We start from the raw sequence: 16,573 nt of genomic DNA, 5'->3' as shown, positions 1-16,573 counted from the left end.
CGTTCCAGGTTTCTTCTGAGAAATGCGGGAAGGGTTCAGGTGGCGTCGGGGATCACGGCGATGGCGTCGACCTCCACCACCCACTCCGGCCGCGCCAGGGCGCTGACGACGATGCCGGTGGAGACGGGGTGGACGCCCTTCAGCCACTTGCCGATGGTGCGGTAGACCGGCTCGCGGTAGCGCGGGTCGGTGATGTAGACGGTGATCTTGCAGATGTGCTCCATCGTCGCGCCGGCTTCGTCCAGCAGCATCTTGATGTTGCTCATGGCCTGCTCGGTCTGGCCGGCGGCGTCGCCGATGGCCACGCTCTCGCTGGTGTCGAGGTTCTGGCCGATCTGGCCGCGCACGAAGACCATCGTCCCGCGGGCGACGACCGTCTGGCAGAGGTCGTTGTCCAGCGCCTGCTCGGGATAGGTCTTCTTGGTGTTGAACTTGCGGATGCGGGTGTGGGTGGTCATGGGTCGGTTCTCTCTTGGGTGAAGGGGTGCGCCGGGCATGGAGAGGGCGTGTCCGGGAGGCCGAAGCCGCCCCGGGGCCGTCACGCCGCCCGGAAAAGGGGGGTGTTGGTCAGGCGGTGGGGTTCAGGCGGTGCGGGTCAGGCGGTCAGTGCAGGGCCGCCAGTTCGGGAAAGACCGACGCCCGTTCCGCCAGCTCGGCCAGGGGGATGTGGCAGGCGATGCGGTGGCCGTCGGACGCCGTCTGCACCGGCGGCGCGCGCTCGTCGCAGATCGCGCCGAGCTTGCGCGGGCAGCGGCCGCGGAAGGCGCAGCCCCCGCCGCCGGGCGGAGCGGTGGAGTCCTCCAGCAGGATGCGCTCGGGCTCCGGGCCGTCCTCCGCTCCGCTCAGCCGCGGCACGGCCGACAGCAGCGCCTCGGTGTAGGGATGGTAGGGCGGGCGCAGAACCCGGCCGATCGGACCCTCCTCGCAGATGGTGCCGCCATAGACGACCAGCACGCGGTCGGCGATGTGCGACACCACGGCGATGTCGTGGGTGATGAACAGGTAGGACAGCCCCAGCTCGTCCCGCAGGTCGGCCAGCAGGTTGAGGATGTTCGCCTGCACCGAGACGTCCAGCGCCGACACCGCCTCGTCGCAGACGACGAACTCCGGATCGGTGGCCAGGGCGCGGGCGATGTTGACGCGCTGCCGCTCGCCGCCGCTCAGCTCGTGCGGGTAGCGGTCGGCGTAGGCGGCGGGCAGGCCGACGCGGGTCAGCAGCGCCGCGATCATCTCACGGCGTTCCGCCTCGCCCTGGCGACCGGCGAGAACGAGCGGGCGCTCCATGGCCGCCCCCACCGTCTTGCGCGGGTTGAGCGACGCGGCCGAATTCTGGAAGACCAGCTGGGCGCGGCGGCGCAGGTCGCGGTCGCCCTCCTTGGCCTGCTTGACGAAGTCGGCGCCGTCGAACAGCACCGTGCCGGCGGTCGGCTCGATCAGGGCCAGCAGTGAGCGGCCGATCGTGCTCTTGCCGCTGCCGCTCTCGCCGACCACCCCCAGCACCTCGCCGCGCCGGATGGTGAAGGAGACGTCGTCGACCGCCACCGTGCCGTCGCGGCGAAGCCACGGCAGGATCGACCGGCGCTCGCCGAAGACCTTGCGCAGCGCATCGACCTGCACCAGCGGGGCGGTGCGGGCCGGCGGCGCCGCCTGCGGACGGGACGCGGTCGACTCCTCCGGCCACGGGGTGCCGGACAGCGCCTCGGCCTTCCAGCAGCGCACGCTGTTGCCGGCGGCGTCGCCGCGCAGCGCCTGGGGCAGGCGGCGGCAGGTCTCCTCGGCGAACGGACAGCGCGGCGCGAAGACGCAGGATTCAGAGGCGCCCGACAGCTTGCTGACCGTGCCAGGGATCGAGGACAGGCGGTGCCGGCGGTCGGTGGTGATGCGCGGCAGCGCCGCCACCAGCCCCTTGGTGTAGGGATGGACCGGCCGGGCCAGCACGTCGCGGGTGCGCCCGGTCTCCACGACCTCGCTGCCGTAGAGCACGCAGACCGAATTGCAGATGCGGTTGACGATGCCGAGGTTGTGGGAGACGAACAGGGCGCTCAGATGGTGGCTCTCGCACAGGCCGGCGAGCAGCTCGATGATCCGTGCCTCCACCGTGACGTCGAGCGCTGTCGTCGGCTCGTCGAGGATCAGCAGCTTGGGGTCGCAGCCCAGCGCGGTGGCGATCAGCACGCGCTGCTGCATGCCGCCCGACAGCTGGTGCGGGTAGGATTGCGCGATGCGCCGCGGCTCGCGGATGCCGACCTCGGCCAGCAGCTCCTCCACCCGTGGTGCTGCCTGCCGGGCGGTGAAGCCCTTGTGCTGGACCAGCGGCTCGGCGATCTGCCGCCCGACGGTCAGCGCCGGGTTCAGCGAGGTGAAGGGGTCCTGGAAGACCGCGGCGATGCGGTCGCCGCGCAAGCGCCGGCGGTGCGCGGCGGACAGGCGGCGCAGGTCGGTCCCTTCGAACAGGATCTCGCCGCCGTCGATGCGTCCGGCCTCGCCCAGCAGGTCGAGGATGGCCATGGCGACGGTGCTCTTGCCCGAGCCGGACTCGCCCACCAGCCCCATGACCTCGCCCGGCCGGATCGCGAAGCTGACGTCGCTGGCGGCGCGCAGCGTGCCGCGCGGGCTGGCGTAGTTGATGGTGAGGTTGCGCACCTCCAGCAGGGCGGCGGCCGAGGCGGTCGCGGAGGCCGGGGTCGGGTCGGAAGACGCGGCGGCGGAAAGGGGGACGAGAGCGGTCATGATGTCAGTGTCCTCCCGTGTTGCGGGGGTCCAGCACGGCGCGCAATCCATCGCCCAGCAGGTTGATGCCGATCACGGTGATGCCCATGGCGATGCCGGGGCACAGCGCGATCCAGGGTGCCTGCTCGACGAAGGGCCGCGCCTCGCTGATCATCAGGCCCCAGTCGGAGGAGGGCGGCTGGGCGCCCATGCCGATGAAGCTGAGGGCGGCGCCCAGCAGGATGGCGAAGACGACTCGCAGGCTGGACTCGACCGCCAGCGGCGGCCAGATGTTCGGCAGGATCTCGTGGAACAGGATGTAGGCGGTGCTCTCGCCGCGCAGCCGGGCGGCGGTGATGAACTCCTCCTGCATCAGCTCCAGGGTGATGGCCCGGGTCAGGCGGACCACCTGCGGCACGTAGACGATGCCGATGGCGACGACCGCCTTCCACAGGGCCGGCGGCGTGACCGCCAGGACGAGGATGCCCAGCAGGATGGGCGGGAAGGACATCAGCACGTCCATGCAGCGCATAATGATCTCGTCGGTCCGGCCGCGGCCGTAGCCGGCGACCAGCCCCAGCGGCACGCCGACGAGCAGGCTGATGGCGGTGGCGGCGACGCCCATGACCAGCGAGTTGGTCGTGCCGACGAGGGTGCGGCTGAACACGTCGCGGCCGTACTCGTCGGTGCCGAACCAGAAGTCCGGCCCCGGCGGCTGCAGCCGGCTCATGATGTTCATCTCGTCGTAGGGGTAGGGGGCCAGCCAGGGGCCGGCCACGGCGACCACCAGCAGCGGCGCCAGCAGCGCGATCCCGAGGACGAGCGAGGTGGGCCAGCGCTTCGGCGCGGAGCGGGGGGGCGCTGCGCGGGTTTGGCTCGCGGTGGTCATGTCAGGCGTTCCCCATGCCATGGCGGATCTTCGGGTTGACGAACGCGTAGAGGAGGTCGGCCGCCAGGTTCGCCAGGCAGTAGGCGGTCGAGATGATCAGGATGGTCGCCTGGATCAGCGGCAGGTCGTGGCGCTGGATGGCGAACAGCAGCAGCCGGCCCATGCCGGGGAAGGAGAAGACCGTCTCGATGACCACGACGCCGCCGAGGATCAGGCCGAAGTCGATGGCCAGCACGGTGATGGTCGGCAGCAGCGCGTTGCGCAGCGCGTGGCGGACGATCACCACCGTCTCCGGCAGGCCCTTGGCGCGGGCGTATTTCACGTAGTTGGTCTGCAGGACGTCGATCATGCTGGAGCGGGTCAGCCGCGCGATGCGGGCGATCAGCATCAGCACCAGCGTGACGACCGGCAGGACCAGATGCGACGCCCAAGGCACGAAGCCGTCCGAGAGCGGCGCGTAGCCGCCGGTCGGCAGCCATTTCAGATAGCTGCCGAAGACCAGCACCAGGACGATCGCCCAGAAGAAGTCGGGCACGGCGATGCCGAGATAGGACACACCCGAGACCATCTGGTCGGCCAGACGCCCGCGGCGCACCGCAGCCAGCACGCCGAGGCCGATGCCGATCACCGTCACCACCGCCAGGGCCACCACCGCCAGGACCAGGGACCGGCTCAGCGCCTCCATCAGGATCGGCGCGACCGGTTGCTCCAGCACCAGCGAGCGGCCGAGATCGCCCTGCAGGATGCCGGCGGCCCAGCGGCCGTACTGCACGATCAGCGGCTGGTCGAGACCGAGCTTGACCGTGATGGCGTCGATCACCTCCTTCGAGGCGAACTGCCCGGCGATCATCGACGCGACGTCGCCCGGCATCGCCTGCGTCACGAGGAAGACGAGGATCGACATGACGACCAGCACCATCGCCAGATAGGCCAGCCGGGTGAGTGTGTAGAGGAGCATGCGGAGAGCTTCCCTTGGCCTGGGGCCGCCGGGAGCGCGGCGGGCGCTCCCGACGCCGTCGACGGCTCTACTGGCCGACCGAAACGTTGCGCAGGTCGAGGAACATCATCGGGTGGGAGGTGAAGCCCTGCACCCGCGCGCTCACGCCGTTGACGTGGTTGATGACGTAGGGGATGACGCCGGGGGCGTCCTGGACGGCCAGCGCCTGCACCTCGCCGTAGAGCTTCTTGGCCTCCTCCTCGCTGGTCGCCTGACGGGCGCCGTCGAGCAGCTTGTCCATCGCCGGGTTCGCGTAGTTCCACAGCGCGGCGTTCCACGACCCGCGCGAGTGGTACCAGGGGTAGACCGAGGTATCGATCGTCGGGCGGCTGAAGAAGCCGTCGATGTAGAAGCCCGCCTTGCCCTCGATGTCCTTCAGGAAGACGTCGAAGGGCACGCGCTGCACGTTGACGGTGATGCCCGCCGGCTTCAGCAACTCGCGGACCGCCAGCCCCAGACGCTCGCGGGTGGCGCGGCCGGCCGGGGTGTAGAGCGTGACCTCGAAGCCGTTGGGATAGCCGGCCTCGGCCAGCATCTTCTTCGCGGCCGCCGGGTCGCCCTTGGCGATGGGCAGGTCCTTGTTGAAGTAGGGGTGGCTTGGCGGGATCGGCGAATGGGTCGGCGTGCCGTAGCCGAACAGGGCGATCTGGGTGATGGCCTGCTTGTCCAGCGCCGTCGCCACGGCGCGGCGGACGCGCACGTCGTCGAACGGCTTGGTCGTGCCGTTCATGATCACGCCGTCCCAGGTGGAGGTCGGCACGGCTTCGGCCTTCAGGTTCGACGTCGCCTTGACCTTGTCCACCGCCTCCGGCGGCAGGTTCCAGGCGAGGTCCAGCTCACCCGTGGTCAGCGCCGCCACTTGGCTGGCCGTCTCGGGCAGGATGCGGATCACCACCTCGTCCAGCTTGGGTAGACCGGCCTCGAAATAGGTCGGGTTGCGCTTCACCACCATGCGGTCGCCGGGCGCGAAGGAGACGAACTGGAAGGGGCCGGTGCCGACCGGGTTGGAGGCCAGAGTGTCGAGGCCGTCGCGCGGCACGATGCGCGCCTGACGCTCGCCGAACAGCTCGGCGAAGCCGGAGTAGGGCGACTTCAGCGTGAATTCCACCGTGTGGGAATCCACCGCCTTCATCGACTCCACGATCTCGAAGTTCACGCGGGCGGTGGAGCCGGTCGCCTTGTCCTGGATGCGGGTGATGGTGGCGAGAACGTCCTCGGCGTCCATCTCGCGGCCGCTGTGGAACTTCACGCCCTTCTTCAGGAAGAATGTCCAGGTCTTGAGGTCGGCGCTGTGCTCCCAGCGCTCGGCGAGGTCCGGCTTCAGCGTCATGTCGGCGGCGATCGCCGTCAGGCCGTTGAAGAGGAGGTAGGCGGCCACATACTCCTGGCCGCCCTTCATCTTGGCGGGGTCGAGGGTGTTCAGGTTCGAATCGACCGCCACCTTGAGCGTGCCGGCGGCCTGCGCGGACAGCGCCGTGCCGGAGAGGAGGAAAGCCGAGAGCACAGCCCGTGCCACCAACCGTTTCACCATGATGAAGCCTCTCTGCTTGCGGGGTCCGTTGTGGACCTTGGTTCCTGTTGCCTCGACGCTCTCACAGACGGGTCATGAACGGAACGACCGAGGACGCGCCGTCCAGTGGTCCAGAATATGCCTAAAATATACTCATTTTTGCAGATGCGAGCGGGATGCCTGATTTTCGACCACAGACAAAGTCCGGATTTCTTCGTTGGGATTTGGTTCGTCCCGCCGATAATCATGCCTAAAAATTAGGCTCACTCATCGGCGCTTGTCCCGTACCATGAATGTTTTTTGTCGGCACCATGAATGCATCCGTATGGTATCGGAGCGAGGATCAGTCCGTGCCGCCGTCCAGCAACCCGTCCAGCAACCCGTCCAGGCCGGAGAGGTCGTCGATCGCCAGCAGGCGCCGGTGGAGCCGTTGCGCCGCCGCGGGTCCGATGGCGCGGCCGGCGCAGGCAAGGAACTTCGCGGTGTGGGCCTCCATCGACAGGGGGCGGGCGACGGTGCCGCGCGCCGAGGCGCAGAAGCGGCGGACGCTTTGCCCCGTCCGGGTCTCCACCGTCACGTCGGCGCCTTCCGGGGCCAGCCGTGCCCGGTCGGGATCGGCGCCCCAACCGGGATCGGGCCGCAGGCTCACACGCTCCATCGCCGCGCGCAGGCGCGGGTCGGCCAGCGTCGGTCCGCTCAGATGATCCAGCGTCAGGTCGCCGTGCAGCATCACGCAGGCCACCGCGAAGGGCAGGCTGAAGCGGGCTTCGCCGGGGGTGGCGGGGCGGTCGTAGGTGAGGTTGGCGGCCACCACCGGTGGCACGACGCAGCGCACCGCCGCGATGTCCGACGGGTCCAGCCGGTGCTCCGCCATCAGGTCGCGCACCGCGTCGGCCGCGGCATGCGAGGAGAGGCAGACCGGATAGGCCTTGGTGTCGATGCCGGGGTCGAGCAGGTGCCACCGCCGGCCCAGGGCGTCCAGCGCCGTGGCGTCGAAACGACCCTGCGCGACCAGCCGGGCGAAGCCGCGCGGGTCCTCGACCACACCGTGCGGCACGGCCCCGCCGCGCATCGCCAGGCGCGCCGCGCGCAGCCCGTTCGCAGCGGCCTGGGCGGCCAGCAGCGGCTTGGCGCCCGTGCCGAAGCAGGCCCGCAGGCCGCCGGCCCCGCAGAGCGCGAAGGCGATGGCGTCGGCGGCCCGGTCGCCGTCCAGCCGGAAGGCCTTGGCCGCGGCCGCCGCGGCACCGACGGCGCCGAACAGAGCGGTGGTCCACCAGCCGGCTTCGTACACGCCGTTGCCGAGGGCGATGGCCAGCGCGTATTCCACCTCCGACCCGGCCACCACCGCGGTCAGCAGATCGGCCCCCGTCCCGCCTGCGGCTTCCACCGCGGCCAGGGCTGTCGGCACCACCACGGCGGAGCCATGGACGAAGCCGGCGTAGCAATTGTCGTCGAAATCCAGCGCGTGGGCGGCGGCGGTGTTCGCGAAGGCGGCCCCTTCGGCGCACAGCCGCCCGCCCCTCAGCAGGGTGGACGGGCCGGCGGCGTGGATCTCCAGCGCCTCCTGGCGCGCCATGCGGGCGGCGTCGGCATCGGCACCAGCCAGAGCCACGCCCAACGTGTCGATGATGCAGCCACGGCCGACCGCGGCGACCTTCTCGGGAATGCCGGCCCGTTCCAGACCGGCCAGCCAATGGCCGATGAGCCGGGCGGCGGGCGGGGAGGAGGGACGGGCGGAGGAAGAGGTGGTCATGGCGGAACCTCGCGCGGAAGGGGCGGACGATCCCGCAAGGCTGCCAGCGACCCTCGACCCCCGTCAGATCAAGAAAGGACTTTCATGGTCGGGATGAATTGGATTCATAATGCGGCGCCCCCTCGGGCACCACCGTGCCCACCGACCGACGGAACCCGCCATCGCCATGCGCCACCGCGACTTCGACCTGGATTCCCTTGAAGTGTTCGTGACGGTGGCGGAACTGGGCAACATGACCCGCGCGGCGGGCCAGCTGGGGCTGACCCAGTCGGCCGTGTCGCACGTGGTGCGTCAACTGGAAACCGCCTTCGCCACCCAGCTCTTCGACCGGAGCATCCGGCCGATGGCGCTGACCGCATCCGGCCACCGGCTGTGGCACTGGAGCAAACGGATTCTCGGCGACGCCCGTCAATTGCCGGCGGTGATCGGCGGCAAGGACGCGCTCTTCGTGCCGGAGCTGCGGCTCGGCTGCATCGACACGCTGGCCGCTCCCTTCATGCCGCGGCTGCTCCAGCAGCTGCGCGACAGCGTGCCGTCCTTCAGCATCGCGGCGGGGCTCAGCCGCCAGTTGCGGGAGCAGTTCATGGCCCGGCGCCTGGACGTGATCTTCACCAACGAGTCCTTCGACGACCTGGATCAGCTGGACAGCTTTCGGCTGCTCAGCGAGCCCTTCGTGCTTCTGGTGCCCCGCAGCGCGCCGGACGTCGCCGACGAGGCCGGGCTGCGCGCGCTTTCGCAGGCCCTGCCATTGATCCGAAACACGGTGGACAGCAGCCTGGGCCGGATGGTGGACCAGCACCTGCGCCGGCTGGGCATGGAGATTCCGCGCAGCTTCGCCTTCGACGCCGTCGACACCATGATGGCCATGGTGGCCGAAGAGATGGGGTGGAGCCTGCTTCCGCCGACCGCGCTGGTGAAAAGCCGCCAGCATCTGGGGCGCCTGAAGGTGCTGCCCTTTCCGGCGGCCAGCTTCCGCCGGTCCGTCTTCGTGGTGGCCCGCAAGGGCGAGCTGGGGGCGCTGCCGGCGCGCATCCACAAGGCTGGCCGTGCCATCCTCACCCAGGGCTATTTCACGGATGTCTTCGCCTCGTCGCCATGGCTGAAACCGATGATCGGACGCTGACGACCGGCACCCCCTCCGCCCCGCTCATCCCAACATCATCCGTCGGCGCGTGGCCGGCTCTTGCCTTGGCGCCGCCCTCCGGGCGAGATCCTGGTGCTGCAGGCACTGTACGGTCTGTCTGACGAGCAGGCCGAGTATCAGGTGCGTGACCGGCTGTCGTTCATGCGGTTCCTCGGTTTGGGGCTGCTGATCCCGGCCTTCGGCGACAAGTCGCACATCACCATCGGCCTGGGGCGCGCGACGGTCAAGATCGGCCTCGCCAACCCCGCCTACAATGTCCGACGCCTGATCTGGCTCGAGGGGCGAACTGCGCCCGTATAGCTCCAAAACCGCTGCATATTTCCGCATTGCCGCAAGAAATTGGCACTTCAGCGGCCAAGATCGCCGGCTTCTCATCGGTGTGCACCCTTTCAGCGCCCTCAACCGCCCATCAAGGCCGGTTTATCGAGGCGTTCAAGTGCATTCACGCTGCACCGAAAACGCAGGAGCCCCCCGAACTGCCCCCGTGGTGACACGAGGAACTGCTCTTAGCGCTTGCGCTTGCGCCAGGACCAAACCGCGGTGAGCACGGGGACCGACAGTGCCGCCCAGGACACGGCGTCCACGACGCCGTCATCCAGCAGCGCGCTGATCAGCCCGGCGGTGGTGACAAGCGCGATTGCCATGGGAACCCCGAAGATCGCCAGCAGTCGGTAGGGAGTGCGTGGCGTCATTCCGCAGCCTCTCCGGCGGTGGTCCGTAGGCCGGAGCCTGTGGCGGCATGATCCTGGACACGGCGACTGCGGGCGATCCACAAATACAGGCCGCTGCCAAGGATGACGATGGTCAGCAGGTCCAGCACCGCCCACAGGATCTTCATCGGCAGCCCGCCATAGTCGCCGAAATGCAGCGGTTGCGACAACCGCAGCGCCAGCATGTACCAGGGCATGGAGCGCATGTCTGTAAAGGCCCCCGTCTCGGCGTCGATCAGGGCAGGAGTCAGAATCCGGTTGGTGGCCGGCGTGGCTCCCTTCAGCCACACCGCGTAATGGTGGTTGCTGGAAAACCGCACGCCGGGGAAGGCGACGAATTGCGGCCGCATGCCGGGGGCGGCCTCCATGGCGGTGCGGACGGCCGCGTCGACGGAGGCGAAGCGCTCCGGAACCGGCTTGCCCTCATAGGGGGCGATCATCGCCGCAAGCTCGTTGGCGCGCCAATAGGCGACCAGCGGCACGGACAAGGTGTTGATGACGCCGGTCAACCCGACCACCACCACCCACATCAGCGTGACGATGCCCAGCATGTTGTGCAGGTCGAGCCATTTCAGCCGCCGGCCGCGCCCGGCGCGCACCGTGCCGAAGGACAGCTTGCGCATGAAGGGGGCATAGATGACGACCCCCGACAGGGTGGCCAGGAACAGCAGGAAGCCCATGAAACCGAGGAACAGCTCGCCGGGCAGACCTGCGAACAGGTCCACATGCAGGCGCAGCATCACATGCATGAACCCGCCGTCGTCGTTCAGGTCGGCCAGGATCCGCGTGGTGCGCAGGTCGATGGCCGAAATGTGCATCTGCGACACCGGCGGGCGGGCCCCCGGGCCGGTGGTGACGTTCACCACCGGCCGGTCCACGTCGAAGCTGAGGAACAGCGGACGCTCGCCGGGGTAGGTCGCCAGCGCCGAGGCCACAGCGTCGTCCAGCGACTTCAAGGGCGTGTCGGCCGGCATGGGCGGAAGGGTGTCCTCGGCCGTCAGCGCCTCGATCTCGTCATGGAAGATCAGCGGCAGGCCGGTCAGGCACAGCAGCAGCATGAAGATCGTGCAGATCAGGCTGGTCCATTTGTGGATCACAGTCCAAATCCGGATGGTTCGGTTGGTCATCGTGGCCCCCTCATGCCGCCGTCATGGCTTCGCCGGGTCGGAAATCCACCCTCAGAAATCCGTCCTCAGAAATCGACCGACACCGACAGCTTGGCCGTCAGCGGGTTGCCCTGGCTCAGATAGCCGCCGGCGGCCGACGCCCAATAGGCCTTGTCGGTCACGTTCTCGACCGCCGCCCGGATGGTGACCGGACGGTTCTGCACATCGGCGATCATCCGCGCGCCGACATCGAAGCGGGTCCAGCTGGGAATCCTCAGCGTGTTGGCGGTGTTGAGATACTGCGACCCGGTGTGGATCATGCGCCCGGTCACCGTCACGGTGGGGAAGGACGTGGGGAGGAAGGGCAGGTCCCATTCGACGTTGGCGTTGAACTGGTGGCGCGGCACGCCGACGGCGTCCTTGCCCTCGGTCGCGGCGCTGCCGGTGTCGCTCAGCTCCGGATCGATGAAGGTGGCGCCGCCCAGCAGCCGGACGCCCTGCACCGGTTCGCCGTACAGCATCAGTTCGATGCCGCGGTTGCGCTGTTCGCCGGACACGCTGTAGACGCGGGTGAACGCGTCGGTGACGCCGCTGGGCTGCGTGGTCTGGAACAGCGAGAGCGAGCCGCCGAAGCTGCCGAAATCCAGCTTGCCGCCGACCTCGTACTGGACCGACCGGTAGGGCTCGAAGATCTCACCGGAATTGGCCGCCGTGGACGGAGCGGTCGGCCCCTGCGCCAACCCCTCGATCCGGTTGGCGTAGAGCGACAGCGCCTCGACCGGCTTCACCACCAGCCCGACCACCGGCGTCAGCGCCGACTGGTCGTAATCGGAGGTGCGGGCGCCGTTGGCCCGGTTGTAGCCGCGAACCTGGATGTTCTGCTGGCGCAGGCCGGCGGTGACCATCACCCGGTCGTTCAGGATCGACACGGTGTCCGACGCGTAGACGCTGCGCAGCACCGACTCGCTGACCTTCGGCAGATCGCCGACCATGCCGCTGGCCGAGGTCGTCGCCGGGCGCGGGAAACCGACCATGTTGTAGAGGTTGATGGTGGAGGTCGTGCCGAATTCGAAGCCGTTGTTGTTGGTCGTCCGCAGCGCGGAGGCGCCGGCGTTCAGCTGGTGCCGGAGCGGGCCGGTCTGCAGGTCGGCCCGGACGCCGGCCTGGCCGGTGACGGTGTCATCCTCGCGCGGGACGGTCAGGCGCCGGACCGTGCCGGTGCCGTCGGGCCGCGTGATGGTGGGGGAGGCGTAGTCGCCGTCCTCGCGCATGCTGCGCAGGCCGAAGGCGCCGTAGGCGGTCAGGTTGGGCAGGAGATCGTATTCGGCGCGGATCTGGCCGAAGGTGTCGCGCATCCGCGAATAGCTCCAGGGCTGCGCATAATTCTGCGAGGCCGACGGCACCGCCGGCACGAAGCTGCCGACATAGACCACGGGGCGGCCCTGCTCCACGCGTTGGGTCTGGGTGCCGACGTCGAGCGTCACGCGGGCGCGCTCGCCGCGGTAATCCAACGCCAGGGAGCCGAGCTTCATCGTCCGCTCCTCGTCGTCGATGGCGGTGTCGCCGCCGCGGACCGCGGCGTTGGCGCGCACGCCGAACTGCTTGGCGTCGCCGAACCGGCGGCCGACATCCGCGGACAGGCCGAGCCGGCTGTCCATGGCGTAGCTGGCGGTCAGCCGGGTCAGCGGGTCGTCCTCCGCCCGCTTGGGCACGAGGTTCACGCCGCCGCCGATGCCGGACCCGCTGGGGGCCGCGCCGTTGAGGAAGGCGTTCGCGCCCTTCAGCACCTCCACCCGTTCGAACATGTTGGTGGCGACGATCTGGCGCGGAGCCGTGCCGTAGAGGCCGTCGACCGACAGATCCTCCCCGGCCAGCTGGAAGCCGCGGATGACGAAGCTCTCCGCGAAGTTGCCGTAGCCGAGGCTGCTGCGCACCGCCGGGTCGTTGGCCAGCACGTCGGCGATCGTGTCCGCCTGCTGGTTGCGGATGGTTTCGGCGGTGTAGCTGGTGATGGAGAAGGGGACGTCCATCGCGTCCTGGTTGCCCAGCGCGCCGATGCGCCCGCCGCGCGCCACCTGACCGCCGGCGTAGGCCGGGGGCAGGGCGCCGGGGCCGGTGGCGCCCCGGCTTCCTTCGACCTGCACCGGGTCGAGCAGGACGGCGTCGCCGGCGGCCACGCGCTCGACCGTCACGGTTTCGGCGTTGAGGAAGCGGGCGGCCAGCCCGGTGCCGGACAGCAGGCGGTTCAGCCCCTCGCGCACGGTCATCGATCCGCTGACGCCGGGAGAGTTGACGCCCTGGGTGACCGCGCCGGGGGTCAGCACCTGGATGCGCGTGGCGGTGGAGAAGGCGGCAAGCGCCCCGTCCACCGACTGTGGCGCAATGGCGAAGGTCACCGGGCCGGCCGGGATCGACTCCTGGATCGACTGCGCCATGGCCGCGGGGGCGCTGAACAGCGGAAGGCCCGGCACGATCAGCATCGTCGTCGCCAGGAGCCGTCCCGGGAGCCGCCCCGTGAGCACGCGCCCCAACCGGCGGCCCTGGACGCTGTCCCGGCGTCCGTTCGTCACACCCGTCGCTTCACACTTCACCGATGTCATCGCTCGCCTCTGTCGTCCGGTGAGAGAGCGCGCCGCTTTCTGCGATTGCGTCTCATTCTCTCCTTTCCCGGACATGACGACGGGCGCGCGGAGAACCCTGGGAAGTTTTTTCAGGTCCCGCCGATTTTTTTCAGCGGAGCAGGGTCAGGTAGGGGGTGATGCGGGTAGCGCGCACGCCGAGGCCGCGCTCCAGCGCGTCGATCACGGCGTCCGGCCGGTCGAGCGCGAAGACGCCGGACACGACGCGCTCCGCCGCCTCGTCGTTCAGCAGGACCACCCGGCCCGGCCATTGCCGGTTCAGGGCCGCGATGACGGAGGCGAGCGGCTGCTGGCGGAAGACGATCTGGCCCTGGCGCCACGCGAAGGCGACGGCGGGGTCCACCGCCCGTGGCCCGGTCAGGCCGTTGGCGTCGGCCTCCGCGCTCTCGCCGGGGTGCAGGCGGACGCTGTCGGGCCAGGGGGCGTTGCCGTCGGCGTTCCGATGGGCGACGACCTCCACCAGCCCTTCGCCCACGGTGACCGTCGTGCGGTCGTTCTCGCGCCGGACGCTGAACTGGGTTCCCAGCACACGGGCGGCCCCCGCCCCGCCATCGACGACGAAGGGATGATCGGGATCGCGCGTGACGTGGAACCACGCCTCGCCGCGCAGAACCCGGACGCGCCTTTCGCCGTTTCGATAATCGAGCGCCAGCGCGGTGTCGCCGTTCATGTCGACCGTGGAGCCATCCGGCAGGGTCAAGGTCCGGCGCTGCCCGGTCGCGGTCACCTGATCCGCGACGGCGTTCTGGTACAGCGTCGGTCCGTGCCAGACGCCGAGACCGCCGACCATCAGCAGGATGGTCATCGCCGCGGCAAGGCGCCGCACACCGGCCGCCGTGGGGCGTCGGGGAGACGCGCTGCGGGACTCGGCATAAGCGGCGCGGGCGGGTTCCTTCAGGTCGTGGAGCAGGGTCTGCAGGCCGGCCCAGGCGCGGGCGTGAGCCGGACTGCGGGCCAGCCATTCGGCGAAGGCGGCGCGCTCCGCCGGCCTGACGTCGTCGGATTGCAGGCGGAAGTGCCACGCGTTGGCTTCCGAGAACAGCCGGTCCTCGTCCGGTCCGCCGTCCGCCGGCTCGCTGCGCTGTCCGTCCTGATGATCCATCGCGTCCCGCTGAGCGCTCCTGTTGCCTCGTGTTTGGATAGACGGCCGAGGGCGGCCGATCCCGCAAAGAAAATGACCTGCCGGGACCTTGGCCCGGCCCATCATCGCAGCGGACGCCGCTTCATGTGCGCGCGGCACTGCTCCAGCGCCGTGCGCAGATGGTACTCCACCGTGCGGGGGGAGATGCCGAGCCGTTCCCCAATGGCGCGGTAGGACAAGCCTTCGACATGGTAGAGAAGGAAGACGTCACGGGTTTTGGGCGGCAGGGAGTCGATGGCGCCGCGCAGCCGGGCCATGGTCTGGTTCCGCTCGACCACCATGTCGGCACCGGGGCCGGAGGAGGGAAACTCCTCGTCAGGCGGGCCGGCCTCACGCAGGCGCTGGCGCTTGGCAGCCCGGCAATGGTCCAGCGCCACGCGGTCGGCCACCACATACAGCAGGCCGGCCGGATTCTGGATCGCCTCGCCATCGGGCAGCCGGGCCAACCGCAGGAAGGCATCCTGCGCGAGATCGCCCGCCGTTTGCGGATCCCCGGTCCGCCGCGCGATGGCACGCTCCACGCGCAGTCGATGCGCATCGAACAACTCAGCGATCTTGCGCGCCCAAGAGCCTACGGAGCCCGTCATCGGGCGCTCCAGGAGTGGGTGTCGTCAAGCAGCGGAGGGCGGTGGGTGTCGGTCACAGAGGCGCGGAATGGCGGATGTAAAGAAACCAGCGCCCGTGGGGCCATCGCCCAGGATGCCGGTCACACCGGTATAGCCGCATCGAACCCATAATGCGAACTATTCTTATTATCAAAAAATGCCCCTAGGTTGCGGACCCCGCTTTGGACAAAGGGTTATTTCCGTTGCAAAGTTCTACAGTTGAGGTTGCCCGGCCATGGGCTGGTAAACCCAGTGGTACGCACGCGCAGCCTCAACTGCAGGAGGAATATTGCTTATTGAAACGATATAGTTCGGCAATGCGATGCATGGATGCGTCATTTAAAAGGTTCCGTCAGCCCTTGCGCCATCTTGCTCGCAACCGTGGGGCTGACGTGGAGGATCACCTCCACTCTGGAGGAAATGGATGCGCTGCCCGCACTGCCACTCGACCGCAACCTCGGAGCGTTCGGACCGAACGGCGCATGGCTATCGCCGCTTCCGTTGCCGCAAATGCCGGCGCGATGGGAGCAGGGTCCGACGCCGATCCCGTTGCTCACTTTCCGCCGGTGACGTCGAGGAACGTGCCGGTGATGAAGGAAGCCTCGGCGCTTGCCAGCCATAGGATCGCCCGCGCGACCTCCTCGGGCTGACCGCCTCTTCCCATGGGGATCGAATCCTTGACGCGATCCACCCGGCCCGGCTCTCCACCGCTCGCATGCATGTCCGTGTAGATGTGACCGGGGCGGATGCAGTTGACGCGGATGCCATCCCGCGCGACCTCCTTGGCGAAGCCGGTCGTGAAGGTTTCGAGGGCCCCCTTCGAGGCGGCGTAATCGACATATTCGTTCGGACTGCCGAGCCGGGCCGATGCCGATGAGATGTTGATCACCACGCCGCCCCGCCCGTTGTGGCGATAGGACATGCGCTTCGCTGCCTGCTGCGCGCAGAGGATCGGGCCGATCGCGTTGACCGCGAAGATGCGCTGCATCCGCTCGAAGTCGAGATCCTCGGTCCGGGACTGCCGCGCGAGCACAGCGGCGTTGTTGACCAGGACGTCGATCCGGCCGAACTCCCGGTCGATCGCGGCGAACAGTTGGACGACCTGCGCCGGATCCGCGCTGTCGGCACGCACGGGCAAGGCCCGGCGCCCCAGAGCTTCCACATCCGCCGCCACCGCACGGGCGGCTGGCTCGTTGGCGACGAAGCTGATGGCGACATCGTAGCCCTGTGCGGCGGCAAGCCTTGCGGTCGCCGCGCCGACGCCACGCCCTCCACCCGTTATCAGAATCAGCGGTGCCTGAGAAACGGTGTTCATCGGAAGAACCTTATCTTGGGAGGCGAAACGTTCATGCGGGTCCGGGAGCGGCGGA

At 69.1% G+C, this 16,573-nt stretch carries 13 protein-coding genes and 1 pseudogene; 2 read left to right on the top strand and 12 right to left on the bottom strand.

The genetic code is table 11. From position 1 onward, the window contains the following. Positions 1–35 precede the first annotated feature (35 nt). From TSH58p_RS31305 to TSH58p_RS31280, 6 genes are all read right to left on the bottom strand, one after another. Positions 36–458: a RidA family protein gene (locus TSH58p_RS31305; protein ID WP_109070916.1), complete on the bottom strand. Its 423-nt coding sequence runs from the start codon at positions 456–458 to the stop codon at positions 36–38. Positions 459–603: 145 nt separating this feature from the next. Then, positions 604–2,730 (bottom strand): ABC transporter ATP-binding protein, encoded by a 2,127-nt coding sequence (locus tag TSH58p_RS31300; protein ID WP_247874118.1) that lies wholly within the window; start codon positions 2,728–2,730, stop codon positions 604–606. Positions 2,731–2,734: 4 nt separating this feature from the next. Then, the gene (locus TSH58p_RS31295) at positions 2,735–3,598 is read right to left on the bottom strand and encodes an ABC transporter permease (RefSeq protein WP_247874117.1); all 864 of its coding nucleotides are present in this window, start codon (positions 3,596–3,598) and stop codon (positions 2,735–2,737) included. A gap of 1 nt (position 3,599) precedes the next feature. Then, positions 3,600–4,556: an ABC transporter permease gene (locus TSH58p_RS31290; protein WP_109070913.1), complete on the bottom strand. Its 957-nt coding sequence runs from the start codon at positions 4,554–4,556 to the stop codon at positions 3,600–3,602. Between the two features lie 67 nt (positions 4,557–4,623). After that, a complete protein-coding gene (locus tag TSH58p_RS31285; protein WP_109070912.1) occupies positions 4,624–6,126 on the bottom strand; it encodes an ABC transporter substrate-binding protein in 1,503 nt (500 codons plus the stop codon). Positions 6,127–6,448: 322 nt separating this feature from the next. Beyond that, positions 6,449–7,858, bottom strand: a complete 1,410-nt coding sequence (locus TSH58p_RS31280) for an MmgE/PrpD family protein (protein WP_109070911.1) — start codon at positions 7,856–7,858, stop codon at positions 6,449–6,451. A 166-nt stretch (positions 7,859–8,024) separates the two neighbouring features. Here TSH58p_RS31280 and TSH58p_RS31275 point away from each other — a divergent pair, with 166 nt between their 5' ends. Beyond that, on the top strand, positions 8,025–8,981 hold the full coding sequence (locus TSH58p_RS31275) for a LysR family transcriptional regulator (protein ID WP_282183621.1): 957 nt from the start codon (positions 8,025–8,027) through the stop codon (positions 8,979–8,981). A gap of 90 nt (positions 8,982–9,071) precedes the next feature. Then, a pseudogene (locus TSH58p_RS31270) lies at positions 9,072–9,167 on the top strand (transposase); the annotation flags it as partial. Between the two features lie 341 nt (positions 9,168–9,508). Here the strand turns inward: TSH58p_RS31270 and TSH58p_RS31265 are convergent. From TSH58p_RS31265 to TSH58p_RS31240, 6 genes are all read right to left on the bottom strand, one after another. Then, positions 9,509–9,694, bottom strand: coding sequence for a hypothetical protein (locus TSH58p_RS31265; protein WP_109070909.1), 186 nt, complete (start codon positions 9,692–9,694; stop codon positions 9,509–9,511). Next, positions 9,691–10,839, bottom strand: coding sequence for a PepSY domain-containing protein (locus tag TSH58p_RS31260; protein WP_109070908.1), 1,149 nt, complete (start codon positions 10,837–10,839; stop codon positions 9,691–9,693). Before TSH58p_RS31260 ends, TSH58p_RS31265 begins: the two co-directional genes overlap by 4 nt. A 65-nt stretch (positions 10,840–10,904) precedes the next feature. After that, a complete protein-coding gene (locus TSH58p_RS31255; RefSeq protein WP_247874116.1) occupies positions 10,905–13,388 on the bottom strand; it encodes a TonB-dependent receptor in 2,484 nt (827 codons plus the stop codon). A gap of 160 nt (positions 13,389–13,548) precedes the next feature. After that, on the bottom strand, positions 13,549–14,559 hold the full coding sequence (locus tag TSH58p_RS31250) for a FecR family protein (RefSeq protein WP_109070906.1): 1,011 nt from the start codon (positions 14,557–14,559) through the stop codon (positions 13,549–13,551). Between the two features lie 101 nt (positions 14,560–14,660). Next, positions 14,661–15,143 carry an RNA polymerase sigma factor gene (locus tag TSH58p_RS31245; RefSeq protein WP_247895578.1) on the bottom strand — a complete coding sequence of 161 codons (483 nt, stop codon included), beginning with the start codon at positions 15,141–15,143 and terminating at the stop codon, positions 14,661–14,663. A gap of 613 nt (positions 15,144–15,756) precedes the next feature. Further along, positions 15,757–16,518, bottom strand: a complete 762-nt coding sequence (locus TSH58p_RS31240) for an SDR family oxidoreductase (RefSeq protein WP_109070904.1) — start codon at positions 16,516–16,518, stop codon at positions 15,757–15,759. Positions 16,519–16,573 lie beyond the last annotated feature (55 nt).

Source organism: Azospirillum sp. TSH58 (assembly GCF_003119115.1).
Classification (GTDB): domain Bacteria; phylum Pseudomonadota; class Alphaproteobacteria; order Azospirillales; family Azospirillaceae; genus Azospirillum.
The sequence above is the reverse complement of the archived record's forward strand: the minus strand, read 5'-3'. Positions and strand labels throughout refer to the sequence as shown.

Coding starts and splice junctions, on each gene's coding strand:
- TSH58p_RS31300 (WP_247874118.1), bottom strand. CDS start 2,730: ATGACCGCTCTCGTCCCCCTTTCCGCCGCCGCGTCTTCCGACCCGACC.
- TSH58p_RS31305 (WP_109070916.1), bottom strand. CDS start 458: ATGACCACCCACACCCGCATCCGCAAGTTCAACACCAAGAAGACCTAT.
- TSH58p_RS31280 (WP_109070911.1), bottom strand. CDS start 7,858: ATGACCACCTCTTCCTCCGCCCGTCCCTCCTCCCCGCCCGCCGCCCGG.
- TSH58p_RS31285 (WP_109070912.1), bottom strand. CDS start 6,126: ATGGTGAAACGGTTGGTGGCACGGGCTGTGCTCTCGGCTTTCCTCCTC.
- TSH58p_RS31250 (WP_109070906.1), bottom strand. CDS start 14,559: ATGGATCATCAGGACGGACAGCGCAGCGAGCCGGCGGACGGCGGACCG.
- TSH58p_RS31290 (WP_109070913.1), bottom strand. CDS start 4,556: ATGCTCCTCTACACACTCACCCGGCTGGCCTATCTGGCGATGGTGCTG.
- TSH58p_RS31295 (WP_247874117.1), bottom strand. CDS start 3,598: ATGACCACCGCGAGCCAAACCCGCGCAGCGCCCCCCCGCTCCGCGCCG.
- TSH58p_RS31265 (WP_109070909.1), bottom strand. CDS start 9,694: ATGACGCCACGCACTCCCTACCGACTGCTGGCGATCTTCGGGGTTCCC.
- TSH58p_RS31275 (WP_282183621.1), top strand. CDS start 8,025: ATGCGCCACCGCGACTTCGACCTGGATTCCCTTGAAGTGTTCGTGACG.
- TSH58p_RS31260 (WP_109070908.1), bottom strand. CDS start 10,839: ATGACCAACCGAACCATCCGGATTTGGACTGTGATCCACAAATGGACC.
- TSH58p_RS31240 (WP_109070904.1), bottom strand. CDS start 16,518: ATGAACACCGTTTCTCAGGCACCGCTGATTCTGATAACGGGTGGAGGG.